Origin of the sequence: Promicromonospora sp. NPDC050249 (assembly GCF_040656015.1) — a bacterium.
Classification (GTDB): Bacteria; Actinomycetota; Actinomycetes; order Actinomycetales; family Cellulomonadaceae; genus Promicromonospora.
The window spans coordinates 44,876-68,078 of sequence record NZ_JBFAKY010000027.1 but is presented as its reverse complement, the minus strand read 5'-3'; the positions used below and the strand labels follow the sequence as shown (position 1 = coordinate 68,078).

At 68.4% G+C, this 23,203-nt stretch carries 28 protein-coding genes and 1 pseudogene; 9 read left to right on the top strand and 20 right to left on the bottom strand.

Features of this window, described 5'->3' with window-relative positions:
* Window positions 1-2 precede the first annotated feature (2 nt).
* Genes AB0I32_RS20625 through AB0I32_RS20610 form a run of 4 tightly spaced genes read right to left on the bottom strand, consistent with a single transcriptional unit; the run spans window position 3 to window position 3,697 of the window.
* Window positions 3-704 (bottom strand): ABC transporter ATP-binding protein, encoded by a 702-nt coding sequence (locus AB0I32_RS20625; protein WP_357509403.1) that lies wholly within the window; start codon window positions 702-704, stop codon window positions 3-5.
* Window positions 701-1,813, bottom strand: coding sequence for a thiolase family protein (locus AB0I32_RS20620; protein WP_357509425.1), 1,113 nt, complete (start codon window positions 1,811-1,813; stop codon window positions 701-703). Before AB0I32_RS20620 ends, AB0I32_RS20625 begins: the two co-directional genes overlap by 4 nt.
* A 4-nt stretch (window positions 1,814-1,817) precedes the next feature.
* Window positions 1,818-3,026: a class I adenylate-forming enzyme family protein gene (locus tag AB0I32_RS20615; RefSeq protein ID WP_357509401.1), complete on the bottom strand. Its 1,209-nt coding sequence runs from the start codon at window positions 3,024-3,026 to the stop codon at window positions 1,818-1,820.
* The gene (locus AB0I32_RS20610; protein WP_357509400.1) at window positions 3,023-3,697 is read right to left on the bottom strand and encodes a biotin transporter BioY; all 675 of its coding nucleotides are present in this window, start codon (window positions 3,695-3,697) and stop codon (window positions 3,023-3,025) included. Before AB0I32_RS20610 ends, AB0I32_RS20615 begins: the two co-directional genes overlap by 4 nt.
* 63 nt (window positions 3,698-3,760) lie before the next feature.
* Here AB0I32_RS20610 and AB0I32_RS20605 point away from each other — a divergent pair, with 63 nt between their 5' ends.
* Window positions 3,761-4,408: a TetR family transcriptional regulator gene (locus tag AB0I32_RS20605; protein ID WP_357509399.1), complete on the top strand. Its 648-nt coding sequence runs from the start codon at window positions 3,761-3,763 to the stop codon at window positions 4,406-4,408.
* Here AB0I32_RS20605 and AB0I32_RS20600 read toward each other — a convergent pair.
* Window positions 4,350-5,003 (bottom strand): DedA family protein, encoded by a 654-nt coding sequence (locus AB0I32_RS20600; protein ID WP_357509397.1) that lies wholly within the window; start codon window positions 5,001-5,003, stop codon window positions 4,350-4,352. The genes AB0I32_RS20605 and AB0I32_RS20600 overlap by 59 nt on opposite strands.
* A 128-nt stretch (window positions 5,004-5,131) precedes the next feature.
* Here AB0I32_RS20600 and AB0I32_RS20595 point away from each other — a divergent pair, with 128 nt between their 5' ends.
* Complete coding sequence (locus AB0I32_RS20595; protein WP_357509395.1) at window positions 5,132-6,301, top strand: ATP-binding protein; 1,170 nt, start codon at window positions 5,132-5,134, stop codon at window positions 6,299-6,301.
* The gene (locus AB0I32_RS20590; protein ID WP_357509393.1) at window positions 6,292-6,930 is read left to right on the top strand and encodes a response regulator transcription factor; all 639 of its coding nucleotides are present in this window, start codon (window positions 6,292-6,294) and stop codon (window positions 6,928-6,930) included. The genes AB0I32_RS20595 and AB0I32_RS20590 overlap by 10 nt, the downstream gene beginning before the upstream one ends.
* A 6-nt stretch (window positions 6,931-6,936) precedes the next feature.
* Here the strand turns inward: AB0I32_RS20590 and AB0I32_RS20585 are convergent, their stop codons facing one another.
* Window positions 6,937-7,947, bottom strand: coding sequence for a nuclease-related domain-containing protein (locus AB0I32_RS20585; protein ID WP_357509391.1), 1,011 nt, complete (start codon window positions 7,945-7,947; stop codon window positions 6,937-6,939).
* A 2-nt stretch (window positions 7,948-7,949) separates the two neighbouring features.
* A complete protein-coding gene (locus AB0I32_RS20580) occupies window positions 7,950-8,513 on the bottom strand; it encodes a hypothetical protein (protein ID WP_357509389.1) in 564 nt (187 codons plus the stop codon).
* 613 nt (window positions 8,514-9,126) lie between these two features.
* Between AB0I32_RS20580 and AB0I32_RS20575 the strand changes: the two genes are divergently transcribed.
* Window positions 9,127-9,606 carry a DUF2510 domain-containing protein gene (locus AB0I32_RS20575; protein WP_357509387.1) on the top strand — a complete coding sequence of 160 codons (480 nt, stop codon included), beginning with the start codon at window positions 9,127-9,129 and terminating at the stop codon, window positions 9,604-9,606.
* A gap of 98 nt (window positions 9,607-9,704) precedes the next feature.
* Complete coding sequence (locus tag AB0I32_RS20570; RefSeq protein ID WP_357509385.1) at window positions 9,705-10,289, top strand: NAD-dependent epimerase/dehydratase family protein; 585 nt, start codon at window positions 9,705-9,707, stop codon at window positions 10,287-10,289.
* 12 nt (window positions 10,290-10,301) lie between these two features.
* Here AB0I32_RS20570 and AB0I32_RS20565 read toward each other — a convergent pair whose 3' ends face one another.
* The 6 genes from AB0I32_RS20565 to AB0I32_RS20540 form a co-directional block, all read right to left on the bottom strand.
* Window positions 10,302-11,417: a serine hydrolase domain-containing protein gene (locus AB0I32_RS20565; protein ID WP_357509383.1), complete on the bottom strand. Its 1,116-nt coding sequence runs from the start codon at window positions 11,415-11,417 to the stop codon at window positions 10,302-10,304.
* 134 nt (window positions 11,418-11,551) lie between these two features.
* The gene (locus AB0I32_RS20560; RefSeq protein WP_357509381.1) at window positions 11,552-13,291 is read right to left on the bottom strand and encodes a DNA/RNA helicase domain-containing protein; all 1,740 of its coding nucleotides are present in this window, start codon (window positions 13,289-13,291) and stop codon (window positions 11,552-11,554) included.
* Between the two features lie 162 nt (window positions 13,292-13,453).
* Entirely contained in the window at window positions 13,454-13,792 is a 339-nt protein-coding gene (locus AB0I32_RS20555) for a nucleotide pyrophosphohydrolase (protein WP_357509379.1), read from the bottom strand.
* A 128-nt stretch (window positions 13,793-13,920) separates the two neighbouring features.
* A complete protein-coding gene (locus tag AB0I32_RS20550) occupies window positions 13,921-14,208 on the bottom strand; it encodes a DUF1330 domain-containing protein (protein WP_357509377.1) in 288 nt (95 codons plus the stop codon).
* Window positions 14,209-14,420: 212 nt separating this feature from the next.
* Window positions 14,421-15,227 carry a hypothetical protein gene (locus AB0I32_RS20545; protein ID WP_357509375.1) on the bottom strand — a complete coding sequence of 269 codons (807 nt, stop codon included), beginning with the start codon at window positions 15,225-15,227 and terminating at the stop codon, window positions 14,421-14,423.
* A gap of 6 nt (window positions 15,228-15,233) precedes the next feature.
* Window positions 15,234-15,467: a hypothetical protein gene (locus tag AB0I32_RS20540; protein WP_357509373.1), complete on the bottom strand. Its 234-nt coding sequence runs from the start codon at window positions 15,465-15,467 to the stop codon at window positions 15,234-15,236.
* Window positions 15,468-15,675: 208 nt separating this feature from the next.
* Between AB0I32_RS20540 and AB0I32_RS20535 the strand changes: the two genes are divergently transcribed.
* Complete coding sequence (locus AB0I32_RS20535; protein ID WP_357509371.1) at window positions 15,676-16,080, top strand: DUF6234 family protein; 405 nt, start codon at window positions 15,676-15,678, stop codon at window positions 16,078-16,080.
* A 7-nt stretch (window positions 16,081-16,087) separates the two neighbouring features.
* Here the strand turns inward: AB0I32_RS20535 and AB0I32_RS20530 are convergent, their stop codons facing one another.
* Window positions 16,088-16,714 carry an NAD(P)H-dependent oxidoreductase gene (locus AB0I32_RS20530; protein WP_357509369.1) on the bottom strand — a complete coding sequence of 209 codons (627 nt, stop codon included), beginning with the start codon at window positions 16,712-16,714 and terminating at the stop codon, window positions 16,088-16,090.
* Between the two features lie 111 nt (window positions 16,715-16,825).
* On the opposite strand from AB0I32_RS20530, the gene AB0I32_RS20525 reads away from it, so the two are divergent.
* Complete coding sequence (locus AB0I32_RS20525) at window positions 16,826-17,416, top strand: helix-turn-helix domain-containing protein (protein ID WP_357509367.1); 591 nt, start codon at window positions 16,826-16,828, stop codon at window positions 17,414-17,416.
* Between the two features lie 63 nt (window positions 17,417-17,479).
* Here AB0I32_RS20525 and AB0I32_RS20520 read toward each other — a convergent pair whose 3' ends face one another.
* On the bottom strand, window positions 17,480-18,028 hold the full coding sequence (locus tag AB0I32_RS20520; RefSeq protein WP_357509365.1) for a DUF1062 domain-containing protein: 549 nt from the start codon (window positions 18,026-18,028) through the stop codon (window positions 17,480-17,482).
* A gap of 728 nt (window positions 18,029-18,756) precedes the next feature.
* Window positions 18,757-19,695: an aldo/keto reductase gene (locus AB0I32_RS20515; RefSeq protein ID WP_357509363.1), complete on the bottom strand. Its 939-nt coding sequence runs from the start codon at window positions 19,693-19,695 to the stop codon at window positions 18,757-18,759.
* A gap of 92 nt (window positions 19,696-19,787) precedes the next feature.
* On the opposite strand from AB0I32_RS20515, the gene AB0I32_RS20510 reads away from it, so the two are divergent.
* Window positions 19,788-20,393 (top strand): TetR family transcriptional regulator, encoded by a 606-nt coding sequence (locus AB0I32_RS20510; protein ID WP_357509361.1) that lies wholly within the window; start codon window positions 19,788-19,790, stop codon window positions 20,391-20,393.
* A gap of 92 nt (window positions 20,394-20,485) precedes the next feature.
* Window positions 20,486-20,892 (top strand): annotated as a pseudogene (locus AB0I32_RS20505) (VOC family protein).
* A gap of 9 nt (window positions 20,893-20,901) precedes the next feature.
* Here AB0I32_RS20505 and AB0I32_RS20500 read toward each other — a convergent pair.
* From AB0I32_RS20500 to AB0I32_RS20485, 4 genes are all read right to left on the bottom strand, one after another.
* Complete coding sequence (locus AB0I32_RS20500; RefSeq protein WP_357509359.1) at window positions 20,902-21,240, bottom strand: YciI family protein; 339 nt, start codon at window positions 21,238-21,240, stop codon at window positions 20,902-20,904.
* Window positions 21,241-21,325: 85 nt separating this feature from the next.
* Window positions 21,326-22,057 (bottom strand): ASCH domain-containing protein, encoded by a 732-nt coding sequence (locus AB0I32_RS20495; RefSeq protein WP_357509357.1) that lies wholly within the window; start codon window positions 22,055-22,057, stop codon window positions 21,326-21,328.
* A 90-nt stretch (window positions 22,058-22,147) separates the two neighbouring features.
* Window positions 22,148-22,489 carry a hypothetical protein gene (locus AB0I32_RS20490; RefSeq protein ID WP_357509355.1) on the bottom strand — a complete coding sequence of 114 codons (342 nt, stop codon included), beginning with the start codon at window positions 22,487-22,489 and terminating at the stop codon, window positions 22,148-22,150.
* Between the two features lie 28 nt (window positions 22,490-22,517).
* Window positions 22,518-23,132, bottom strand: coding sequence for a DUF4291 domain-containing protein (locus AB0I32_RS20485; RefSeq protein WP_357509353.1), 615 nt, complete (start codon window positions 23,130-23,132; stop codon window positions 22,518-22,520).
* Window positions 23,133-23,203 lie beyond the last annotated feature (71 nt).

Below are 23,203 nucleotides of genomic sequence, written 5' to 3'. Positions count from 1 at the left end.
CGTCACCATCGGATGCCCGCCTCGTAGGTGGCGATCACCTGCGCGGGTGCCCCGATCTCGGCCACCGTCCCGTCCTGGATCAGCACCGCTGTGTCGCAGCGTTGCGCGAGCCCCAGGTCGTGCGTGACCAGCACCAGGCGGTGCGAGGTATCCGGGTGGGACGAGTCCGCGAGCAGGTGGTCGGCGACCCGGCGGGCGTTGCGCGCGTCCAGGTAGGCGGTGGGCTCGTCGGCGACCACCAGGTCCGGACGCCGCACGAACGCGCCGCACAGGGCGAGCAGCTGCTTCTGGCCGCCGGACAGGTCGTGCGAGGACCGGTCGGCGAGCTCGGCCAGGCCGAACTCCTCGAGCGCGGCCGTGACCCGTTCCGCCTTCTCCGTGCGCGGCAGCTTCTCGCTGCGCAGCGAGAACGCGACGTCCTCGGCGACGGTGGGCATGATGATCTGGGCGTCCGGGTTGCTGAAGATCACCGCGACGCGGCTGCGCAACTCGGCGGCCTGGCGCACCGGGTCCAGGCCGAGGACGCGCACGGTGCCGGCGGTGGCGGGGACCAGGCCGCTGAGCAGGCGGCCGAGCGTCGACTTGCCGGAACCGTTCTCGCCGATGACGGCGATCGTCCGCGCGTCCAGCGACAGCGTGACGTCGCGCAGCACCTCCGTGTCGCCCAGGCGCACGCCCGCGCCCTGGAGGTTGATGCCGCTCATCGGACCACCTCGAAGACCGCCGCGACGCCCAGCCCGCCGCCCACCGACGCCGCCGCGACGCCGAGCGTCCCGGCGGGGGCGCCTGCGCGGACGAGCCGCCCGAACAGCCGCACGACGCTGATCGCGCCGCTCGCGCCCCACGGATGGCCCAGCGCCAGGGCTCCGCCGTCGGCGCACACACGCGGATCGTCGTCGTCGAGGCCGAGGCGGTCGAGCACCGCCAGGGACTGGGCGGCGAACGCCTCGACGATCTCGATCGCCGTTACGTCGCGGAGGCTGGCGTTTGCGGAGTCGAGGGCTGCGCGCACGGCCGGCGCGGCCCCGACGCCGGGCAGCGCGGGGTCGCAGCCGACCACCGCATGTCCACGCAGCACGAGGCCCGGCGCGCGGCCCGCGAGCCGGCGGGACACGACTGCGACCGCCGCGGCCCCGTCGCTGATCCGCGTGGCCGTCCCCGCGGTGAGGGTGCCACCTTCGAACAGGGCGGGCAGCCGGGGCAGCAGCGGCTCGGCGACGCCGATGGAGTCGTCGGCGGTCAGTCCCGCGACCGGGACGAGCTCTTCTGCGAAGCGTCCGGCATCGCGGGCGGCCCGCGCCCGCTGGTGGCTGCGTACGGCGTGGGCGTCCTGCCGTTCCCTGCCGATACCGTCGACGGTGGCCAGGTCTTCCGCGGCCCGCACCATGTCCGGGTCCGGCCAGCCCTGCGGGGCGAACGGGGCGCGGTCGTAGGGCACGCCGTCGAGAGACCGGACCGGGGCCGTCGACGGGCTCTCGACGCCGCCCGCGAGCCGCGGCCGGTCGTCCCCGGCACGGATCGCCGTCGCGGCATCGAGCACCGCGGCGAGGCCGCTGCCGCACTGCCGGTCCACCGTCGCGCCGGGGACCTCGACCCCCAGCCCCGCCGCCAGCGCGGAGACGCGGGCCGGGTTGCCGCCGGGGCCCATGCAGTTGCCGAGCACGACGTCGGCGACGGAGAGCCGGCGTCCGACCGCGGCCTCCGCGTCGCCGAGCGCGGCGCGCAGGACGGGTGCGGCGAGCTGCTCGGCGTTCAGGGCCGCGAGTGCCCGCCCGCGGGTGCCGATCGGCGTCCGACGCGCCGCGATGACCATCGCTTCATCCGGCAACCCTGGTCACCTCCCCGGCGAGCGCCCGGCGTACGACCTCGGCGCGTGCGGGCTTGCCCGACGCGTTGCGCGGCAGCTCGCCGGTGAACCAGATCCGGGGCCGGTGGGCCGGGCCCAACCGGGACGACGTGCTGCCGCGGAGCGCGCCCGCGGTGATCGCGGGGGAACCGGGAGCCGGTTCGACCATCGCGGCGACGAGGGCCCCGACGTTTCCGGCGGGAAAGCCGAAGACGACGGCGTCCGCGACGGCGGGAAGCCGGCGGAGCTCGGCCTCGACCTCCTCGGGGATCACGGTCGCCGAGGCGGTGAGGATGGCGCCGTCGGCGCGGCCGCGGAGCCTGAGCGTGCGGGTCTGGGCGCCGTCCGCGTTCGCGTTTCCTGGATCGGTCACGGAATCGGTCACGGAATCGGTCACGGAATCGAGCCCAGTATCGAGCTCGGCCAGATCACCGACCGTCGCCCAGTCCCCGTCGGTCCGCAGCGGCCCGCCCGCCCCGAGATACCCGAGGGCCACGTACGGCGACCGCACCCACAGCTCGCCGTCGCGCACGTCGACGTCCACGCCGGGGAAGGGGCGCAGGCCAGCGCCATCGTCGACCGCGACGAACGAGAGCTCCGCCGCGCCGTAGTACGCGATCACCCGGATGCCCCGGGACTCGGCGTCCGCCCGCAGGTTCTCGTCGAGGTGGGAGCCGCCGACGAGCGCGGTCCGCACGCGCGGGAGCCCTCCGCCGTCGAGCAGAGCGCGCAGCGCCTGGGGCGTTCCGTGGAACGAGGTGGCCTCGAGAAGGCCGCCCTCCTGCCCCGGGAACACCGGACGCGGTCCGCCGTCCAGGGCGTGCGCCAGGGAGAACAGCGTGAGCGAGGACGACGGCGGCGCCGGCAGGGCGACCACGCGTTCGGCGTCCGGCACGGCGGGGTCGTCGAGGAGTGCCGAGACGGCGGGGAACGACTCCGCCCAGGATGCGGCGGTGCGCAGCACCATGCGCGGTGTGCCGCTGCTCCCGGAGGTGAGCGTCGCCCAGGCCGCGTCGGCCGGCGGCCGTGCGTCCCGCACCAGGGCACGCACGGCCTCCCGCTCCGCCTCGGGCCGGCGGACGTCGTCGACGAGCGGGATGTGGCCCGCCGCCCGCACCGCGCGAAGTCGGTCGACCAGCCCGTGCGGGGCGCCGTCCAGCAGGACTATGCGCGGGCTCATGGGGCCGGCGGTGTCCGGTCGTCGGCTTCCCGGCCCGCGGCTTCCGGGCTCTGAGCTTCCCGGCGCTCGGTCTCCCGGCTCTCGACCGAGCGCCAGTTCCGCCGGAACGCCCGGGGGTACGCCCGCAGGAGCGTGGAGACGGTGACCGTCGCCAGCACGGCCTTCACGAGGTCGCCGGGGACGAACACCAGGCTCGCCACCGCCGTCTGCGGGAGCGACAGCCGGGTGACCAGGCTCTGGACGGGCAGGCCGAAGGCGTAGATCACGAGGATGCCGCCGACGACCATCGCGAGCGCGGTCCGCCAGACCGTCGGCTTCCGAGCAGACGAGTGCACGATCAGGCCGACGACGAGCGCCCCCGCGATCCAGCCGATCAGGTAGCCCGCGGACGGTCCGACGAAGACACTGATGCCGCCGCGCCCGCCGGCCAGCAGCGGGAGCCCGGCCGCGGTGAGCGTGAGCAGCGCGACGACCGCGAGCGCCCCGAGCCGCGGCCCGAGGATCGCGCCGGCGAGCATCACCCCGAAGGTCTGCGCGGTGATCGGCACGCCGCCGAAGACGCTGAAGCTGCCCGGCAGGCCGAGGGCCGCGATGAGGGCGGCGAAGACCGCGACGCGGGCCAGGTCGCTCGCCTCGAACGCTCTGCGCGGTGTTCCGTGGTCGTCTCGCACTTGAGTCCTCGCTTCATCCTGAACGGTGTTCACCTGAACGGCGTTCTGCACCATACTGTGGCGATGAGCGGATCACCAAGACACAGCCGTGACGACGTGTCGGACATGGCCCTCCGCCTCCTGGACGAGTACGGGCTGCCCGACCTGACGATGCGGAACATCGCCACGGCGCTCGAGGTGCGGGCGAGTGCGCTGTACTGGCACTTCCCGAACAAGCAGGCGCTGCTGGCCTCGGTCAGCGCGCGGATCCTCGGGCCGATGACGGACGTGCGGGTCGAGGACATGACGGTGTCCGAGGCCGTCCGGAGGCTGGGTGCGCGGCTGCGCGAGTGCCTGCTCGCCTACCGCGACGCCGCCGAGCTGGTGTCGAGCTCGCTGGCGCTCGGGCTCGTTGACTCGCCGGTCCGCCCGCAGCTGCTGGCGGTCACCCGCCGCGACGGTGTCCCGGACTCGTTGTCGCGCGTCGCCGCGGAGGCCGTGATGCACTTCGTCGTCGGCTACACGTTCCACGAGCAGCAGCGCCTGAGCGCTGACTCGTTCGGGCTGCTGCCCGCGGCCGAGTCGCTGGACCCTCAGAACGCGAGCGCGCATCCCGCTCAGAGCGGGGACTTCGAGGAGGCGCTGCGGATGATCGCCGAGGGTCTGGAGACGCTCAGCGCTTCCGCACGTGCCGGGGCGAGTCCACGTCCTGGCGACCGCGCAGCGTCTTGACCAGCCACCACACGACCAGCAGGACCGCTACGACGATCACTACCTTCTGGAACACGCCGACGCTCTCCTCGACGATGTGCCACTGGTCCCCCAGCAGGTAGCCCGCGCCGACCAGCAGGGTGTTCCAGACGCCGGAGCCGAGCGTCGTGAAGGCGAGGAACCGCCAGATCGACATGCGCTCGACGCCCGCGGGGATGGAGATCAGGCTGCGCACGATGGGGATGAGCCGGCCGATGAGCACCGCCTTGTCGCCGTGCCGGGTGAACCAGGCCTCAGCCTTGTCGACGTCCTCCAGCGACACGAGCGGCATGCGGTCGACGATGTTGCGCAGGCGGTCGCGGCCCAGCCACGCCCCCAGGCTGTACAGGAGGACGGCGCCGACCACGGAGCCCGCCGTCGTCCAGATGAGCACGTGCCACAGGACGAGGGTGCCCTGCGCGGCGGTGAAGCCTGCCAGCGGCAGGATCACCTCGCTCGGCAGGGGCGGGAACAGGTTCTCGAGGGCGATTGCTACGCCAGCGCCCGGTGCGCCGAGGGTCTCCATGAGCCCGACGGCCCAGTCGGCGACGGTCGTGGCGAAGCTTTGTGTCGTCATGCCCCTACGCTATTTGACTGCGAGGGGGTCGGTTGACTGCGGTTCTCCGTCAGGTCGTGGGGATATGCCGCAGGTGGGGTGTGGTTTTCCGCAGTCCGTGCGGGACGCGGCGTCCCTATCCTGGCGAGGTGGACCCCGCCCTCGCCATCTTGCGCAGCTCCGCTGCCCGCATGCTGTGGGGCGCGACCCTTGGCGCGGTGACGTGGCCGGTTGACCTGGTCTTTTCCCTGGTCTCGCTGCTGCGAGGGCCGACGCCGTTCGGGCCGGCTGAGTCGCTGGTCGCCTGGCACCGCCGTCGTACCGTGCGCTTTCTCGGGTGGGCCGACGACGGGGTTGTGCTCACCTCTCCCCGGGCTGCCCGATATCTCGCGGCGCGGGTTGTTGTCGGTTTCGTGGGCACCCTGGTGCTCGGGCTGCTGGCGTACGGGATGTTCGCGGTGTTCGCGGGGCTGGCGTCGTGGCTGTTCGACGTGCGGCTCACCGTCGACGAGGCGTTCCAGGGCGACGGGCTGTCGACGGCCGGTCTGCTCGGGATGATCCCGGTCGGCGCGATCCTGCTGTACCTGGACCTGATGGGGCTGATCGGGGTGGCGCTGCTGGACCGGTCGGCGGCCGCGCGGTGGCTGGCGCCGAGCAAGAGCGAGCGGCTGGCGGCGCAGGTCGAGTCGCTGACGGTGAGCCGGGCTGATCTGCTGGCGGCGCTGGATGCGGAGCGGGGGCGGATCGAGCGGGATCTGCATGATGGCGTGCAGCAGCGGGCCGTGGCGCTGGGGCTGCTGGTGAATCGGGCGCGGCGGGCGGTTGGTGCTTCGTCTGGTTCTCTCTTGTTGGAGCAGGCTGCGCGGGAGGCTGAGCTGCTGGTGACGGACCTGCGGGATGTCGCGTGGCGGGTGCGGCCGACAACGCTGGACACGCACGGGCTGGCGCCGGTGCTGGCGGAGCTGGTGTCGCGGGCTGAGCCGCCGACGGTGCTGGAGTGGGAGTCGCCGGAGCGCTTGCCGCCGGATGTGGAGACGACCATCTACTACGTGGTGTCGGAGGCTCTGACGAACGTGGCCAAACACTCGGGTGCCACCGAAGCGGAGGTGCGCGTCTCCGTTGGTCGAGCTTGTCGAGACCTCCCGCACCCAGAAGTCCACGTCGCCATCACCGACAACGGCACAGGCGGCGCCCTCCCCCACCCCGGCCACGGCCTGGCCGGCCTAGCCGGCCGAGTAGCCACGGCCGGCGGCACCCTCGCCGTCGACAGCCCGCCCGGCGGCCCGACCAAGATCGAGGTGACTCTCCCGTGCGAGTGATGCTGGCCGAGGACTCCGCCCTGCTCCGCGAGGGCATCCGCAGCCTTCTGACGGACGAGGGGCACGACGTCGTCGCGGCGTACGGCTCCGCTGAGGGGTTGATGAAGCGGTTGGAGGCCGAGCGGCCCGACGTCGTCGTGCTGGACGTCCGCATGCCGCCCACCCATACCGACGAGGGTGTGCGGGCCGCGGTGCAGATCCGGAAGCGCTGGCCGGAGGTGGGGATCCTCGTGCTGTCGCAGTACGTGGAGCGTGAGTTCACGCAGGTGTTGCTCGGGGATGACGCGCGCGCCGTCGGGTATCTGCTCAAGGACCGGGTGATGGGTGTCGACGACTTTCTCGACGCGCTGGACCGCGTGCAGGCCGGCGGGCTGGTGCTGGATCCGGACGTGGTGCGGCAGCTGTTCCGGGACACGTCGCATCCGCTCGGGATACTGACAGAGCGGGAGCGGGAGGTGCTGGGGCTGATGGCCGAGGGGCGGACAAACGCTGGGATTGCCGCGGCGCTGTACGTGTCGACGTCGGCGGTGGAGAAGCACTCGAACGCGATCTTCGACAAGCTCGGACTGCTGGCCGAGGACGGGTACAACCGGCGGGTGCAGGCGATCTTGCGGTATCTGGAGTCGTGAAAGCACTCAAGGTTGCAGCCAGGTCCGCTCCCAGCGAGCCACTCCGTAAAGCTGCTCGACCTCCCATGGCCTGATCTTCTCCTTCATGCCCGCCACCCAGTCTGCAATCTCGCTGACGTGACGCACCACGACATCGGAGGGCACCTTCTTACCTCGAGAGAAGCTGCTTGAGCCTGCGATGACGACCACTGGAGTGACGTCGCGTGGGCTCGGATAAGCCGCATCAAGGAGTTCTTTGACCTTCTTGGCCTCCGAGCGTGCGTCTCGTAGATGGTGCGTCGCCTTGCCGCCGACCCAGATCGCGTGCTCGCTGAGCCACACCTTCTTGCCCTCGTGAAACTTCGCGTTGATCGAGAAGATGCCGCCCGGGCCGATCAGCAGGTGGTCGACGTCGGTGCCACGGGCGTTGCGTGTGATCCCGTGCAGCACAAGCCAGCCCCTGGTGCGGAGGGTGGCGTTGTACAGAGCGCTCCCCACCTCTTGCTCACCTCGGACCCCCTGGCGCCAAGTCCAGTCACCACCGGTCTGACGACCCATCAGCCGCTTGGCAAGATTTGATATCGGAGCCTCGCGAAACTTCGCGCGCGCCATCTCGCGGGCGCTGTCGCCAGGCTTGTTCAGGGAGAGGTCGCGACCGTGGTCTGCTGGCGGTGCAGGTAGCGCAGACGCACCGGGCGGCATCAACGCTGGCGAACTGAGCTCAGTTTGGACGCTCTGTGACGGTAGCGGAGGCGGCACCCCGGTCGAGACCGGCCCGGATACTGGGTCTTTGGCTCGTACCGGGGCTTCAGTCTCCTTCTCATGACGTGCCAGCCAGCCCAGGGCAGCCGACTCAATTGCCGCAAGGTGCTCAGTCGCCTGCGGATGCCCGGGGTCTGCGGCCGTCGCATCACCCCCGATGACGTCCCAGTAGCCGACTTGTTCGCCGTCAACCTTGACGTAGAGGCGCTTCTGGCCAAAGCGGCTCCAGAGTGTGGTCGTGGTCGTGTCAGCGCCAAACTCCTGGTCATCCCCCATGGTCAGAACGTATCTGCGAGGGCGACCGACGCCAACCACGACGGTGGGCCGAAGATCCGCTCGGAGAGCTCTGACATTGAGGCGACTTTGTGGAACCGCCCGAGCGGAACACTGCGCAGTCCTTCACGGAGCCCTTTGACGCCCAGCGAGTTGGCCTTGGTATGCCGGGCGACTGTGTCCCCCAGTTCAGGGATCCTCTCGTGCGGCCCACCACCGAACCAGCGGTAGGTGAGCTCCGCCCGGTTGGCGTCGTCGAGCCTTTCCCATTCGATCACGACGACACACGCCGCTGGCAGATCCCTCAGCTGCGTTGCCAAGTTGTAGGACGCTGTCCGGGCAGTCTTCGACCGTGTTTTGAGCTGGACGTGTCGGGTAACGCCTCGGTTCCACAAGACGAGGTCGTACCCGAAGGCATCGACCGTGGAGTGCAGTACGTCGATGACCTCTCTGCGCACGAACCACATCTCCTGCAGCAGATCTGACAGAAACGCCGCTTCAGCCATGCGTTCAAACGCCACCGAGTGGTGACTCACGTCCACTTGATCCGCCTCAGTTGGCATGCTCACGGCCATCTCCTATCGCTGCCCTGTGCGGGGCTGTGATCGCCATCTACAACAAGTCCAGCACTCGCAATCTCGTCCGCACACCTGCGGCGATCGCCGGCCTGGGGGTCACTCGCCACCCAACTTAGAAGACGCCCACGAGCCCGTCCCGCGACCATGGGCGTCGACTTGTTGTGGTGCGGCCCCTGTTCCGGGACACGTCGCATCCGTCTGGGATGCTGAGCGAGCAGGAGATGCTGGGGCTGAAGGCCGAGGACGGGGACAAACCGGCGGGTGCAGGCGGTCCTGCATTATCTGGAATCGTGACACCGGCTGGTCGGATACGGGCCCAGACCGTCGATCCGGACGGTCCGGGCCCTTCGCTTTATGCGTTCACCACAGGCCGCCGCCCTTGCGGCGCTTGCTGCTGCTACCGCCGCCCCACAGCCTCTTGAACAGGCTCTTGCTGCGGCCCTTTGTGGTTTCACTTCCCCACGTGCCGCGCTTCAAGCTCTTCGCGCGCGACTTCCTACCCCATAGACCAGCCATCAGCGACCTCCTCGCGTACGGACAGACTTCAAGGCTACGTAAAACTGCTGGCCAGGTGAATCACACGCCGCCATGAAGATCACCCGCCATGTGGTCAACCGCGCGTCGGCGGTCGGCTTTCATTGGGGAGGCGCAACGACGTCGCGCTGCGAGACGACACACAGGAGACTCAGTGACGCACCCGAATTCCGCAGGCTCGGCTGGTCCAGGGTGGTACCCGGATCCGATCGACCCCGGTGTGGAGCGCTGGTGGGACGGATCAACATGGGGTGCGCCCAAGACTCCTTTTGTACCTCCCGCAAAGGCACGGCGGCCCCAGCCTGCTTTGGCAAGCACTCTCCGCGGAACGACCCGGGCGCGCTGGGCGCTCGGCCTCGGGATAGCGGCCCTCCCCATGCTTCTTCTCCCACCCTTCGGTCCGTTGGTTGCGATAGCTGGCCTAACCGTCTCGATCCTCGAGCTCCAGTCCGGCAACCGTCAGAGCAGCGTGGTGTGGGCCACCGCTCTCAGCGGGATTGGGGTCGCACTCACCCTCCTCGTCGTCGCGGTGGGCCTCGCTTCTAGGTGATCGGCACCCTGGACACAGGTGGGTTCGCTTCGGTCGTCGACCGTGGGCAATCAGCCGGGCCCGGCCGCGTCATGCGACCTGTCTCCTAGGGTTGTCCGGTGCGCATCTTCCTCGCCGGGGCGACCGGTGTGATCGGGTCCCAACTGCTGCCCTTGCTCGTTGCCGCCGGCCATGACGTCACGGGGACGACGCGCTCGGCCGAGCGCGCGGGCATAATCGAGAAGGCCGGCGGCGATCCGGTCGCCGTGGACGTGTACGACGTCGAGGCGCTCACCGCCGCCGTCGTCGAATACCGGTCTGAACTGGTGATGCACCAGCTCACGGATCTGCCCGACGATGCCGCGGACATCCCGGCGCGGGCTACCGCGAACTCACGGATGCGGACCGAGGGGACGGCCAATCTGCTCGCGGCGGCACTGGCGGCAGGTGGAGCGCGGATGCTGGCGCAGTCGATTGCCTGGACGCCGCCTGGGCGGGGCGACGCCGTGGCCTGGCACGAGGCTGCCGTGCTGGACGCGGGTGGGGTCGTGGTTCGGTACGGGCAGTTCTACGGTCCAGGCACGTACTACGAGGCGGATCTCCCTGCGCACCCGCGGATCCACGTGAGCGATGCCGCTCAGCGGACGGTTCCGTTGGTGGAGGCTGCGCCCGGGGTCGTTGTGCTGGCCGATCCGGAGGGCTGACCTAGCTGTCCGTCACGTCAAGCAGTACGCCGCTCCGGTGGCGGCTGCGAACGAGATGAAGTCGTCGTCCTTGCCGGAGGCGAGCAGCATGGTGAGGCTCCGACCGTCGTCGCGCTGGTAGGCGTAGGTGACGTAGCCGAGGAGCTGGCCTCCGTGCCCCCAGAGCTGGCCGCCGCAGGGCAGGTCGAAGCGTTCCAGGCCGAGGCCGTAGTGGAAGCTCATGCCCATCGGGACGGTGGTGCGCATGTGAGCGAGGGAGTCCTCGCTGATCAGGTCGCCACTGAGGAGCGCGTCGAAGAATGCTTGCAGGTCGTGGGTCGTCGAGATCATCTCACCGGCGGCCCAGTCGAGGGAGACGTTCTGCTCGGTGACGTCGACAGTTCGGCCGTTGTCGAGGGTTGCGGTGGCGTGGATGGCAGGTTCTGGGATCGATGGTTCCGAGCCCGGGAACGATGTGCCGGCCAGGTTCAGCGGCCTCAGGATTCGATGCTCGATCACGGTGCTGTACGACTGGCCGGTGACTGCCTCAATGAGCTTGCCCGCGACGATGTCGTTGGTGTTCGAGTAGCGGAAGTCGGTTCCTGGCGCGAAGTACGGCTCGTGCCGGAAGGCTTCGGTCAGCAACTGATCGGGCGAATAGGTGGTGAAGCGCTCGTCGCCGCGCCAGCGGTTTGTGGACCAGGCCTCGCCCTTCATGTAGTCGTAGAGGCCGCTGGTGTGGTTGAGGATCTGGCGGACGGTGATGTTGGCGCCGTTCGGCACGACTCCAGACAGGTAAGTCTCGATGGATGCGTCGAGGTCGATCCGGCCGTCGTCGACGAGTTCCAGGATTGTCGTGGCCACGAAGGTCTTGGTGATAGTGCCGATGCGAAAGTACTCGGCGCCCGACGGCCGTGCGGCACCGCCTGACCGCGGAGAGCCGGACGTCCAGGACCCGGACGGCCCCGGTTCGCTGACGGTGAGGAGAGACGACGAGGTCGACGCCGCCGTGCTCGCCGCGACCGCGGCAAGCGTCTGCTTGCGCGCGAGCGTCAGGGAGACGGTGATGGCTGTGGTCGCGGCGACAGCGACGACCAGGAGGACCGCGACAACACGCGGGGCACGGCTGAGTCCGGGAGTCGTAGACATGCCGTTCAACGTAGAATTGCGGGACTCGAAGGGGACTGCGGAAAGCCACACGAGGGCATGCAGGAATACTCAGATGTGGCTGGCGCAGCCGCACAGACCGGCTGCTACTTTGGGCCGGGCCCAGCCCGCGCAGGTCACGTCAAGCGAGGTGGAGCCGTCGAGAGGTACGGCCGCAGCCGTTCCCGAAGAGCCGGATCACAGACGTAGACGTAGGTCCCGATGATGCCGCGCGTGAGCAGGACTCCGTAGACGTTGCGGATGAAGCGCAACAGATCCTCGTCGGTGTAGACGATCCCGAGCTGACGGTTGTTCTCCTGCCCCTTCTTGTCGAAATAGTTGGCGCGGTCCATCGTGACTCGCCCACTTGCGTCGAGACGCAGGTCGGGGCCGATGATCACGCCCGCGTAGTTCAGGTCGTACCCCTGGATGGTGTGAATCGATCCGACTTCCTCGAGCGACGTCGGCGAGTCGACCCAATCCGTGGCCCTTCGGTTCCAGCGCAGTCGCTGGCCGTCGATCTCGATGTCGTACGGCGCGTCGTCGGTGAGGTCGTCCTTGCTCAGCCAGGGCCAGGCATATCCAGCAACGAGGCGCGCCAACCCGTGCTCGCGGTCCTTCTCCCGGATAGCCACCACCATCTCCCCCAAGTCATCGAACATCCGCAGGTCGTAAGGGACGAATGATGTTCCGGCTGGCTCACGGGGGATATCTGCCAGCACATCGCGCACGTACTGCACATAATCCGAGCCCGCCTTGACGCGCATCTGCGAGGTGAGTGCGTACAAGCGCTTCCCGCGACGCGCCACCTCGACCACAGCTTTCTGCTCGGCTCGCGGGATGTCGGCAGGCATGACGCTCTGCTCGCCGTCGAGCATGAGCACCTGGTGCTGGCTCTGCGCCCGGATCCAGTCGAGCTGGGTGTATCCCGGGTCGTCATCGCCGAACAGCCGCTTGTTGATCTCTGCGAACTGAGTGTTCATCGCGCCGTTCGACTGACTCGCCCGCTGTCCGAGCCTGTGCGCCTCGTCCACGACGAGCAGGTCGAACTTCTCCGTTGCGTTCCCGACCGCGAAAGGACTCAGTACCATCGAGGGGCTCAGCCCCGCCGTCGTCCGGAAGACCCGCTGGATCGTCTTGCGCAACGACTGCTGCGGCACCACGAGACCGAAGCGTTTGCCCCGCACAAGGTCCGGGTAGCCCTCCGTGAACAGGTCCGAGAACATCTCGTCGCCATCGACCAGCTCCGGATGTTCGGCGTCAGCAACATCCTTGAGGAGCTTCAACAGGAATACTCCCACGATGGTCTTCCCGGTGCCTGGCTCGCCCTGAATCACCGAGGTGGTGCTGAGGCCGGCTTCAATGTCTTCGAAGAGTCCTTCCGCGACGCTCTCGACGACGCTCGCCTGGTTCGGGGTAAGCGCCTTGAACGGCGAATACTTGAACAGGTCGGAGTTCTCGATCTCCTGGATGCTGCGCCTGAGCATCCCCAGCCCACGCAGCGCCTCGAAGATCTTGTCGAACGTCTCCCGGTACTCGCCGCGTCGGTAGTAGTCGGCATCGGTGATCCCGCCGTTGCGGTTCCGGACCGTGTATCCATCGCCTGCGAGATAGGTGATGAGCTTCGACTCAAGATCGAGGCACACCGACTTGTGGAACGTGTCGTCCAGGACGATCCGCAGCTGCTTCAAATCACTCTTCAGCCGACGGTGTTGGTCCATACGGCTCGCGAGATTGAACGTCTCACCCACGTACACCTCGCGCCGCCTGCTGAGGACGTAGACGGCGGGCCAGTTCGTGTATCTGCCGCCGCGCGACCGCAGATGCGCACCGGTCTTCGTGGTGTACGGCAGATCCTCGATCTCGAAGTTGCTCATGCTCCACCCCGCCCCGAGGCTCCAGCAGTTCCCAGCTCCAGCTCTTCCGTGTGCCCGCCGGAGACCACATCGCGCAACCCACCATCCACCATGTAGAGAGGGTATCGGCCGAGGTCAGAGCGCACTACGAAAAGCCACCGCCGCAGCCGCCGTCCCGAGACATCAGGATGAGGTCTCCAACGGCGGGAACCTGCCGTCGTTCCTCGTGATCTTCGCGTGTGCCGCCCGTATCAGGTCCACCCCGCAGACGTCGGCAAGCTGTACGAGGTACAGGAAGACGTCAGCGAACTCCTCCTCGACGTCACCCCGGGTGTCAGGGTCCGCCAGCCGCTCGTGGACCTGATCGTCCGTCAGCCACTGCATCTCGGCAAGGAGCTCACCCACCTCGCCTGCGAGCGCCATCGCGAGGTTCTTGGGCTTGTGAAACTGGCCCCAGTCCCGCGCTACAGCAAAGTCTCGGAGCCGGTCGCGTACGGACTCGATCGTTGCGTCGTCGTTCACGGGTCGATTGTGCCCGTTCCCGCCGGTGAAGGGTGTGAGTGGGTCGGACTGTCGTACGCCGATTCCAACCGACCCCGCCATCGACAGCGCGGTGAAGCCAGCTAGTCAAACCGTCACGCGACCGGCTGTCAGGCGCCCTCTACGAGAACGACGCGAAAGGTCGCTCCGTTGAAACGGTGCTTCGCCGCAGCCTGGTAGGCAGGGCTGTCGTACCACGCACGCGCCTCGTCCATGGTCGGGAACTCCAGCACCACGACCCCCTCCGGCTCGGGGCCTTCAAGCACCTGCTGCGGACCGTACGCGGCGAGGATCTTCGCTGAATGCCCCTCGAACGTCTTTCCGACGTTCTCCAGATAGTTGTCGACCTCGGACTGGTCATGCGTGCTCTCTTTGAGGAACACGATGTAGGCACTCATGACGAGGCTCCTTCGAAATGATTTCTAGGGCAGCGTGCGGGCGGGAACGACTGGCCGATGGACCACGTCATTCCATCGAGCCACGAGCCTAGCGCCAGGTCACGGCTGCACCCCGCCGAAACCACCGGGGCGCAACCGGCGCTCCCAACCGTTCCCTTGACCCTGTCGAGTCAGCCCAGCCGGTCGTTGGACGATTCCGAGATCAGAACCGACTACCCGCGGGTTGCACGCACAAGTTCGGCGTATTCGGGGCTGGTTATGTCGAGTATCTCGATACAGGACACTGCAACCTTTTGGTCGCCCTTTACAGCTTCCCGCACGAGCAACCAGCTGGCGGCCGCCGCCTCACTCACGCACCGCACTCCAAGGTCGTCGTCGCGGTAGCTCGCTGCATGAACGATGTGGAAGATCAGGTCCAGGATGCCGAGTCGAGCCGACGCGTCGGCTCCGTCGACCAGCGCCGCGAGGAGAACCCTGAGGGCCGGCTCGGCGGCGCTGAAGATGTCGTCCTGTGAGAAGACACGGTTCTCCATGGTCGCCCAGAGCGCAGGCCACTGGTCAACCGACGCGTCCGCGATGAAGGCACTGAGCGCGTTGCCGAAATCCGACGCCGGTCCATCCATCAGCTCGTACCGCGACCACTCGGTCGTGTCGATTAACCTCTGCGCGATTTCCGCAGCCGATCTGCGGTGCGGATGCCACAGGTCGGGTCTGGCTGGTTCCTTGCGCAGATATACCCACACCCCTTCCGCGAGCAGTAACCGCGGCTCGGGCGGGACGACAGCCACGGCGTCCAGGCTGACTGCAACATCCTGAGGGAAGTCGGCGATGACGTAGGTCTCCACCAGCGAGCAGTCTTCATGGTCCGTAGGGCCGGGAACGTGGTCATAGATCATCCGGCCCTCGATACGGGCCTCACCGAAGCGAACCGCCACGCCGCGCAGCCCGGGTGTGACCGCGTCCCAGAGCGCGCTCTGCAGCGAGAGGAGAACGCTCGTGCGTGAGAGTGGAGTGGTCACCGGCGCCTACCAGCCCATGTCCTGCGCGACGGCCGACTGAGCTTCGTCGATCTCCGCCTGCGTCACGCCCGGAAGTGCTGTCTCCGTCTCGAATCTTGTCAGCAGATCCATCAGTGCCTGCTTCTGCGCAGGGTGCGAGATAGGAACATCGTCCAGGTCAACAGACATGAGCCAGTCGAACAATACGACCGCGTCAGCACGCCACAGGTCCACCCGCACAAGCGGCAAGTCTGAGTTCATGTCCGGATCATGGCAGGCGGCGAGCGGCAGCTGTCGCACGTCGTTCTTCCGAGCCGCGGCGCCTGCCTGACGCTGATGGGCCGCGCGTGCTTAAACTCGGCGAGATGTGTAGCAGTCCGGGCTCAGGCGCATCAATGCTGGGCCGTACCATCCAGGCTATAACGGGCAGACGCGAACCCACACAACGCGGAGACCAGGAGCGGTCGCGATGAGCGGCCCAGGTGCGGAACCCGCCAAGGCAGGTCCCGGAGTAGCCGGCGAAGCCGCCGGATCGCTCATCGCCCTCGCCGGCCCAATGGCGCTGCTGATGAACACGGTGGACGCCTACGGATTCCTGGCGCCGTCCACACCCGAGCCACGGCACACGACCTTCTACGCGATCGTCGCCGCGATCATGCTGGCCGGTGTCACCTGGACTTTCATCTCTGCCCGACGGCGGAACGCGCGCACCATCGCGTACGTGTGGCACCTGCTGGTGGGCATCTGGGCGGTCACGGCGATTGCGTTGCTGATCGTTCCCCAGGTGGACTGGGACTCCCTCAACGATCCCCCGCCCGTGGAGCAAAACGTCGACTACGACCCGTGCTACTCGGGCGGGGATCCCTGCGGCTGACCGAGATTCAGAACGACCCCGCCACGTCAAGCACCGCAGCATGCGCCTTCTTGCGCGCCAGATCGACGTCCGCCGCGGCAAGGTTCGGCTGGAACCGCACACTCGTGATGTCGTCGATCCCAGCCCAGCGCAGCCACCCCTCGAAGAACGGCTTCTGGAAGTCGCTGCCGAACTCCGGCCCGCGGCCCTCGCCCCAGACCGCACCGGTGTAGATCACCGCGGCTTTCTTGCCCGTCAGCAGCCCCTCGTAGCCAGTCAACGGGTCGAAGCCGAACACCATGCCCGGCTGCGAGACGACGTCGATGAACTGCTTGAGGACGTAGGGCACGCCCGAGTTCCACATCGGAACGCTGAACAGGTACCGGTCGGCGGCGTCGAACCGGGCGAAGGTCGCCTTGGCCGCCGCCCACGCAGCGACGCCCTCCCCGCTCGGCTCGACGCCGGCGAAGACGTCCATCTTCGCCTTCGCCGCGGCGGGGCCGAACTCCGGCAGCGTGCCGTCCCACAGGTCGAAGTGCTCGACGTCGACGCCGGGGTTGGCCTGGCGATAGGTGTCCAGGAACGCGGTGGCGAGGCCCAGGGACTCGGACGCCTCGCCACGTGGGGAAGCGCTGATGTGCAACAGTCGGGTCATGGTCAGCTCCGGTGTGTCGGATCGACGGCAACGCGAAAACGGAATAGGTTCCGCTTCATGAAGGAAGTTAGCGGAACCGATTCCGCTTTGTCAACGAGCCTTCCCCTGCCTGTGCACAGGCAGCCCGAAGGCGCGCCCCGATCCCGGCGCGTCGATGCCGCCCGCAACCAGGGCAAGGTCCTCGACGCGGCCGAGCGGCTCTTCGCGCGCGACGGCGTGGAGCGCGTGACCATGCAGGCCGTGGCCAAGGAGGCCGGCGTCGGCGTCGGGACGCTCTACCGCGGCTTCGGCGACAAGGCCGGGCTGGCGATGGCCCTGCTCGGCGAGCGTGAGCGTCAGTTCCAGGAGCTGATGATCTCCGGACCGCCCCCGCTCGGCCCCGGCGCGGAGCCGGTCGAGCGGCTGACGGCGTTCGTCGCCGGGTACACCGAGCTCGTCGCCGAGCAGCTGGAGCTGGTCCTCCTGTCGCAGACGGCGGCTCCGGGCGCCCGGTTCCGCAGCGGGGCGCACGCCCTCTGGCGCACGCACTGCCGCCACCTGCTGAGTCTCGCCGGCACGCCCTCCCCCGCGCTGCGCGCGGATGCGCTCCTGGCGGCGTTGTCGGGCGAGATGATCGCGTACTGGCTGACTGAGGAGGGGAGAGACCTCGCGGAGGTCACGGCGGCGATGGTGGAGTTGGCTCGGGCGTTCATCTCCGAGTAAACCCGGGCCCAGTGCGGCCCGCCCGGCAGATCATGCCGGACAGGCCGCAGTCCCAAGCAGAGTTCAGCGCTTGAGCGTGAAGGTGAAGTCGCTGGAGAGCTTGCCGCTCAACCGGACTGCCGAGACGAGTTTCCCCGCCACGATCAGCCTTTCGACCTCGCCCCGCGAAAGACCGCAACCTTCTGCGATCAGTCGCACTGGCCGGACCGGGATCCGCGCCGCGAAACGGACCGAGACGTCGAGCACCTCGTGGTCGAGGTTGCCCGGTCCGCCCGTGTCGAGACGCCAGGCGCCGTCCCAGTCGAGGGTGACGCGATTGCGGCGCTGCACCGCCGAATCCTGGAGCACCTCAGGTACCAGGCCAGGATCGTTGTTGTGCAGCCGGTCCAGTAGCTCCGGCCGGATGGAACGCACCTTGACCCGTTCCAGAACCGTGAGCTTGACGGTCTCCTCGCAGACGGTACAGAGCGCGAGAAGCCAGGCGTCGATGAGTTTGTGGTGTGCGTTGACGCGGAATTTTCCGCTTGCCCGGAAGCGCTCGGAATCGCACGCGTGACAACGACGGCGGACGAGCGGCAGGCAGGTGGGCACGACTGCCCAGGTTTTGAGCATAGAAGTACACCGGTCTCAGTGAGAGGTCCGCAGCAAAAAGGTGCGCGGCGCACATTCGCGACGCGCGACACATCGGCACTCGGGAAATCTCACAGGGTGTACAACGGCACGACCTTGGCTCGACGACTGGGTTCGGCAGCACGCTAATGGCGCACAGCGGCGCCGATCCACTGCTTTTCAGTTGAGGCTTCCGGCGTTCCGCACTCACGCCTGGGCACGGGGCGCGTGCAGCACCCCCGACGCAACGCAGGGACTCCCCCACGCCGATGAATCACCGCTCGTGATTGGCGGAGCACGAGCACAGAAGTGAGGATCTGGACCGTGTCCGCCCTCGCACTGTTCCTGCTCCTGGTCGTGACTCCCGTCGCCGCTGGCTTCGCAGCGACCTACCCGTGCGGTGCCAAGAACAGGAACGGCACACGATGCATCCGCGGCCGAAAGGGCCCGATGGAGCGGTGCCAGGACCACACCCGCCAGGGCACAACACCGTCGGATTGGTTCTGGCTCGTGGGCTGCGCCGTCGGCGCAGGAGCGTTCTTCCTATGGCGGTCGCTCTACCCCGGCCCCTTCATCGAAACACTCCTCGCCTGACAGCCGTCCAGGCCCGGGCACCCATCCAGCCTTCCCCGCCTCAAGCGAGATGACCATGCAGTTGCTGCCAGGACGCGCAGCATCTTGGCAGCAACTGCATGGTCATCTCGTCGCGGCGAGCCCTCGGAAGCGTCAGATCAGACGCCCCGGCTCCCCACCGCCCCGTCCGGCGCGATCTCCGCGATGCGCGCCAGGTCGTCGTCCGTCAGGTTCACACCGACCGCCGCCACGTTCTGCGCCACGCGCCCAGGGTTACGCGACCCGGGAATCGGCACGACGTAGTCCTTCTGAGCCAGCAGCCAGGCGAGCGAGAGCTGCGCGAGCGTGATGCCCTTGCTCGCCGCGAGCTCGCCGAGCCGGCTCGCGATCTCGACGTTGGCGTCGAAGTTCTCGGGAGCCCACCAGCCGATCATCTGGCGCACGTCGTCGGCCTCGTACTGGTCACGCGGCTTGGTCGCGCCGCTCAGGAAGCCGCGCGCCAGCGGCGAGTAGGCAACGAGCCCGATCCCGAGCTCCTCGAGCACCGGCCGCAGAGCCTCGGACTCCCGGTCGAAGATCGAGTACTCCTCCTGCACGACCGAGATCGGGTGCACCGCGTGCGCCCGCCGGATCGTGTCCTCGTCGGCGTTCGAGAGGCCGAGGTACTTGACCTTGCCGGCGTCCACGTACTCCTTCATCACGCCCACGACGTCCTCGATCGGGACGTTCGGGTCCGGGATGTGCTGGTAGAGCACGTCGATGGTGTCGACGTTCAGGTTTCGCAGGCTGTTGTCCACGACCTCGCGGACGTGGCTCGGCCGCGAGTCGGAACCATACGTCTCGGTGAAGCCGAACTTCGTCGCGATCACCACCTCGTCGCGGATCGGTGCGAGCGCGTGACCGAGCAGCTTCTCCCCCTCTCCCCAGCCGTACAGCTCGGCCGTGTCGAAGAAGGTGACCCCCTCGTCGTGGGCGCGGCGGATGGCGGCGATCGACTCGGTGTCGTCGGTGGGCCCGTAGAACGCCGCCGTCCCCATCGCGCCGTAGCCCAGCGCCGAAACGGTAAGGCCCTGGCGGCCCAGTGTGCGCGTCTCCATGGTGAGACTCCTTAGCTGTGAGGCGATACCTGTCAGCATACGCCATAGCTGTCAGCCACTGACACAGGTGGCATCGACGGTAGGCTGGAGCCATGTCGAGCACGACGAGCAGCGGGCCGAGCCTGCGCGAGATAGGCCGCGACGCTGTGCGCGCACGCATCACCGAGATCGCGCTCGACCTGTTCGCCGAGCACGGGTTCGAGAAGGTGACGGTCGATCAGATCGCCGCCGCCGCCGGCATGTCGGGGCGCACGTTCCACCGCTACTTCCCCGCCAAGGAGGACGTCGTCGTCGGCGAGCCCGAGCAGTGGGGCGAGTTCGTGCGCGACGCCTTCGCGGCCCGCCCCGCCGACGAGCCCGTCTGGGACTCACTCCTGGCCTCCTTCGAGGCGTTCGTCGACCTCCTGGCACAGAACGGCCGCGTCCAGCGCGGCAAGGTGGGCATGCGGGTGCTCGTCAGCACCGCGTCCCTGCGCGCCCGCAACCTCGAGAAGCACCAGTTGTGGGGCCGCATGCTCGTCCCCCTCGTCGCAGCCCGGCTGCCCGACGACGACACCGCACTACGCGCCGAGATCATCGTCCAGGCGGCGCTCGCCTGCCTCGACGTCGCGTTCACCACCTGGGCGAACGTCGACGACGACACCACGATCTCCGAGCTCCTCGAACGCAGCTTCGCCATGCTCCGGCCCACGGGCTGAGGCCCCCGGCCCGGCGCGTCGCACCGTCGATCAGGATTCCTGGTCGAACATCAGGAGGGCCCGGAAGTCACTCACCCGCAGGAGGAGCAACGATGAAGTGGACCCTCGAAGTCGTCGTCGTCCCGGTATCCGACGTCGACCGCGCCAAGGCTTTCTACAGCGACAAGGTCGGCTTCCATGTCGACCACGACGTCAAGATCGGAGAGGGCAAGCGGATCGTCCAGCTGACGCCGCCCGGATCGGGATGCTCGATCGTCATCGGTGAAGGAGTTGTCGCGGAGATGCCTGCCGGTCGCTCAAGGGACTGCAGCTCGTCGTCAGCGACGTCACCGCGGCGCAGGCGGAGCTGGCCGGACGAGGCGTGGACGTGAGCGCCGTCCAGGTGCTCGGAGAGAGCCCCACACCCACGCCGGAACCGCTCGACAACGTGGGGTTCTGCTTCTTCAGCGACCCCGACGGCAACGCCTGGGCCGTCCAGCAGATCTCGACCCGCGCGTGACCGGAGCGCTCAGGACTCCGGGTCGAACATCAGCTCCCGGACCTCCTGGGCACACCGGCAGGCGACGGCGAACCGGGCGGCCCACGCGTTGGCCTCCTCGCGGCTGGGCACGTCGATGATCGAGAACCCGCCGAGGCGTTCGGTGCTGCGCGGGGGGACGCCGTCGGTCACCGAACCGTCAGTGGCCACGACGCTCACCTCGTGGACGTTCAGTCCCGCACCGAAGATCCACACACCTTCGTCCTTGGCCTGCTGGACCACGTAGTGCGAGGCCCTGGCGACGTCGGGGAGGTCCTCCTCCGGGAACGTCATCGCGCCGTCTTCGAACGAGATCAGGTATCGCGTCATCTCACGACTCCCTTGTCCTGAGGCATCCTTCGGCTGCTCAGCACCAGCCTAGGACCCGCACGGCCTGCCGCGAACGCCTCGCCGGTCAGCCCCTTTCGACAACGCGGAATCGCACGAAGTCGACGATGTCGTCGTCGACGATCTCCGGGTAGTAGTAGGTCCGCAGCGCCGTGCGCAACTCATCGGCCGTGCAGCCCTCCAGTGCGGCCTGGGCGTCGGTGATGTCGGCGAACCGGACGTGCTCGACGGACTCGACCACCCCGGGCAGGGACCGATACCGGTCGTCGAACTCGAACAGGAACGTGGCCGACCCTGGCAGGGTGGGGTCGTTAAAGCGGGTCGTGGCCGTCTTGACGCCGTCGACCACGTTGTCCCAGTGCCGCGCGTTGAACCGCAGCAGGCGCGGCGGGTTCGCATCCGGGTGCGGGGAAGGGTACGGAAGCAGCTCGCGAGCCGGGACCGAGCTCGCGCCGTCGCCGTCGCCGTCGCCGTCGGGCACGATGACGCGACAGTCCGGCTGCTGGTCCAGCAGAACCTGGCGGCATCGTCCGCACGGGGGCATGACGCCGCGATCCTCATCGCCTGCCGCGACGATGAGCGCGATCGGGCCGGCCCCTGCGGCCGCCGCCACCCCGAGCGCGACGAGCTCCGCACACGGGCCTCCCGTGAAGTGGCCGACATTCACGCCGGTGTAGATGCCGCCGTGGATGTCCATCACCGCAGAGGCGACGGTGTTCAGGTAGGTACCGTCCGCCGGAAGGCGAGAGGCGGTGTCGAGCGCCGCGTCGAGGAGGCGCTGCTCGGGAGCGATCAGCATGCGCCGACCCTGGCATGCGGGGTCGGGGCACATCGAGGTCTTTTCCTCAGTGCGCCCATTCCTCCGAACCACCGTCACGCGAGCGCCGGATCACCGGAACTCCGCCACGACCTCGATCCGGCCAACGATGTTCTCGTTGAGCTCGTCGAGGTCCTCCGCGGGGATCCAGTACTCGAGGATCGTCTGCCCACCGGCCTGCTGGACCTCGTACCGGTCGAGAAACTCCTTGGCGACGTCGAACCGCGTCACGTACCCGACACCGCTCGCCCTGACGTTCCAGTCACGTGCGATCTGGGTCGCGTAGTCCTCGTTCAGCACCGGGTAGAAGATCGGCTGGTCCGGCAGACGCGCCGGCCAGGCGCGCCAGTTCGCCTCCTCGACCAAGGCCAGCTCGGTGGGCCCGGTCGGCCGCCACAGTGTCACCGTCTCCATGGGACGGATCCTGGCACGGTCGCGCTGCTCAGATCGAGGGCAATAACGACGGCGCGGCGGCGTCCGCGCCGATCCGTGCCGCGACCGACGCCGGTAGCGGGTACGACGTCTCGTCCGGCAACGCAGGCGCCCCGCCGTCGGACAGCTCGACCCGCCAGGCCCGGACCTGACCGGTGATGTCCTCCAGCCCGACCACCCACTCGTCCACGTACGCGGCCACCGCTACGCCGCCGATCCCGACCTGCAGCGACCGGTGCTCCAGCGCGACGCCGGTCGCAGTGCGCTCCGGATCCCACTGGACCCGCACGGGGCTGGTCGCCTTCTGCGCGGCCCACGCCGCGGCGTCGTCGTGCAGCGTGCGGTCGAAATGGCTCAGGGACGCCATGCCGAGCGCCTGCTCGAAGCCGGTGCGCGACATCCGGACGGCCAGCACGCGTTCCTGGCCGGGCTTGGTCGCCCAGCCGCAGCGGTACATCATCCAGCAGAACGACGGCTTGACCCAGGTCATCCGCTCGCGCTTGAACGGCGGGACGAACCGGCCGGCACGCACGGCGGCGTCGGCGATCGCGGGCGGGTAGGCCTGGTAGACGGTGATCGTGTCGGCGTCGTGCACGGCACGGACCTGTCGTTTCGGAGGGTTCATCGGCGCTGACCGTACGCGCCGGGCCCGACAGCGGCCGAAGGAATTACCTTCGGACCCGTCGCCGCCGTTCG

Bases quoted from the DNA above. Each gene is read 5' to 3' on its own strand.
- AB0I32_RS20510 (WP_357509361.1), top strand. From the start codon at position 19,788: ATGTCGAGCACGACGAGCAGCGGGCCGAGCCTGCGCGAGATAGGCCGC.
- AB0I32_RS20520 (WP_357509365.1), bottom strand. From the start codon at position 18,028: ATGCTCAAAACCTGGGCAGTCGTGCCCACCTGCCTGCCGCTCGTCCGC.
- AB0I32_RS20615 (WP_357509401.1), bottom strand. From the start codon at position 3,026: ATGAGCCCGCGCATAGTCCTGCTGGACGGCGCCCCGCACGGGCTGGTC.
- AB0I32_RS20500 (WP_357509359.1), bottom strand. From the start codon at position 21,240: ATGACGCGATACCTGATCTCGTTCGAAGACGGCGCGATGACGTTCCCG.
- AB0I32_RS20585 (WP_357509391.1), bottom strand. From the start codon at position 7,947: ATGGGGGATGACCAGGAGTTTGGCGCTGACACGACCACGACCACACTC.
- AB0I32_RS20495 (WP_357509357.1), bottom strand. From the start codon at position 22,057: ATGCTGATCGCTCCCGAGCAGCGCCTCCTCGACGCGGCGCTCGACACC.
- AB0I32_RS20605 (WP_357509399.1), top strand. From the start codon at position 3,761: ATGAGCGGATCACCAAGACACAGCCGTGACGACGTGTCGGACATGGCC.
- AB0I32_RS20620 (WP_357509425.1), bottom strand. From the start codon at position 1,813: ATGGTCATCGCGGCGCGTCGGACGCCGATCGGCACCCGCGGGCGGGCA.
- AB0I32_RS20530 (WP_357509369.1), bottom strand. From the start codon at position 16,714: ATGACCCGACTGTTGCACATCAGCGCTTCCCCACGTGGCGAGGCGTCC.
- AB0I32_RS20485 (WP_357509353.1), bottom strand. From the start codon at position 23,132: ATGAACCCTCCGAAACGACAGGTCCGTGCCGTGCACGACGCCGACACG.
- AB0I32_RS20565 (WP_357509383.1), bottom strand. From the start codon at position 11,417: ATGTCTACGACTCCCGGACTCAGCCGTGCCCCGCGTGTTGTCGCGGTC.
- AB0I32_RS20550 (WP_357509377.1), bottom strand. From the start codon at position 14,208: ATGAGTGCCTACATCGTGTTCCTCAAAGAGAGCACGCATGACCAGTCC.
- AB0I32_RS20560 (WP_357509381.1), bottom strand. From the start codon at position 13,291: ATGAGCAACTTCGAGATCGAGGATCTGCCGTACACCACGAAGACCGGT.
- AB0I32_RS20515 (WP_357509363.1), bottom strand. From the start codon at position 19,695: ATGGAGACGCGCACACTGGGCCGCCAGGGCCTTACCGTTTCGGCGCTG.
- AB0I32_RS20600 (WP_357509397.1), bottom strand. From the start codon at position 5,003: ATGACGACACAAAGCTTCGCCACGACCGTCGCCGACTGGGCCGTCGGG.
- AB0I32_RS20575 (WP_357509387.1), top strand. From the start codon at position 9,127: ATGTGGTCAACCGCGCGTCGGCGGTCGGCTTTCATTGGGGAGGCGCAA.
- AB0I32_RS20625 (WP_357509403.1), bottom strand. From the start codon at position 704: ATGAGCGGCATCAACCTCCAGGGCGCGGGCGTGCGCCTGGGCGACACG.
- AB0I32_RS20490 (WP_357509355.1), bottom strand. From the start codon at position 22,489: ATGGAGACGGTGACACTGTGGCGGCCGACCGGGCCCACCGAGCTGGCC.
- AB0I32_RS20540 (WP_357509373.1), bottom strand. From the start codon at position 15,467: ATGAACTCAGACTTGCCGCTTGTGCGGGTGGACCTGTGGCGTGCTGAC.
- AB0I32_RS20535 (WP_357509371.1), top strand. From the start codon at position 15,676: ATGAGCGGCCCAGGTGCGGAACCCGCCAAGGCAGGTCCCGGAGTAGCC.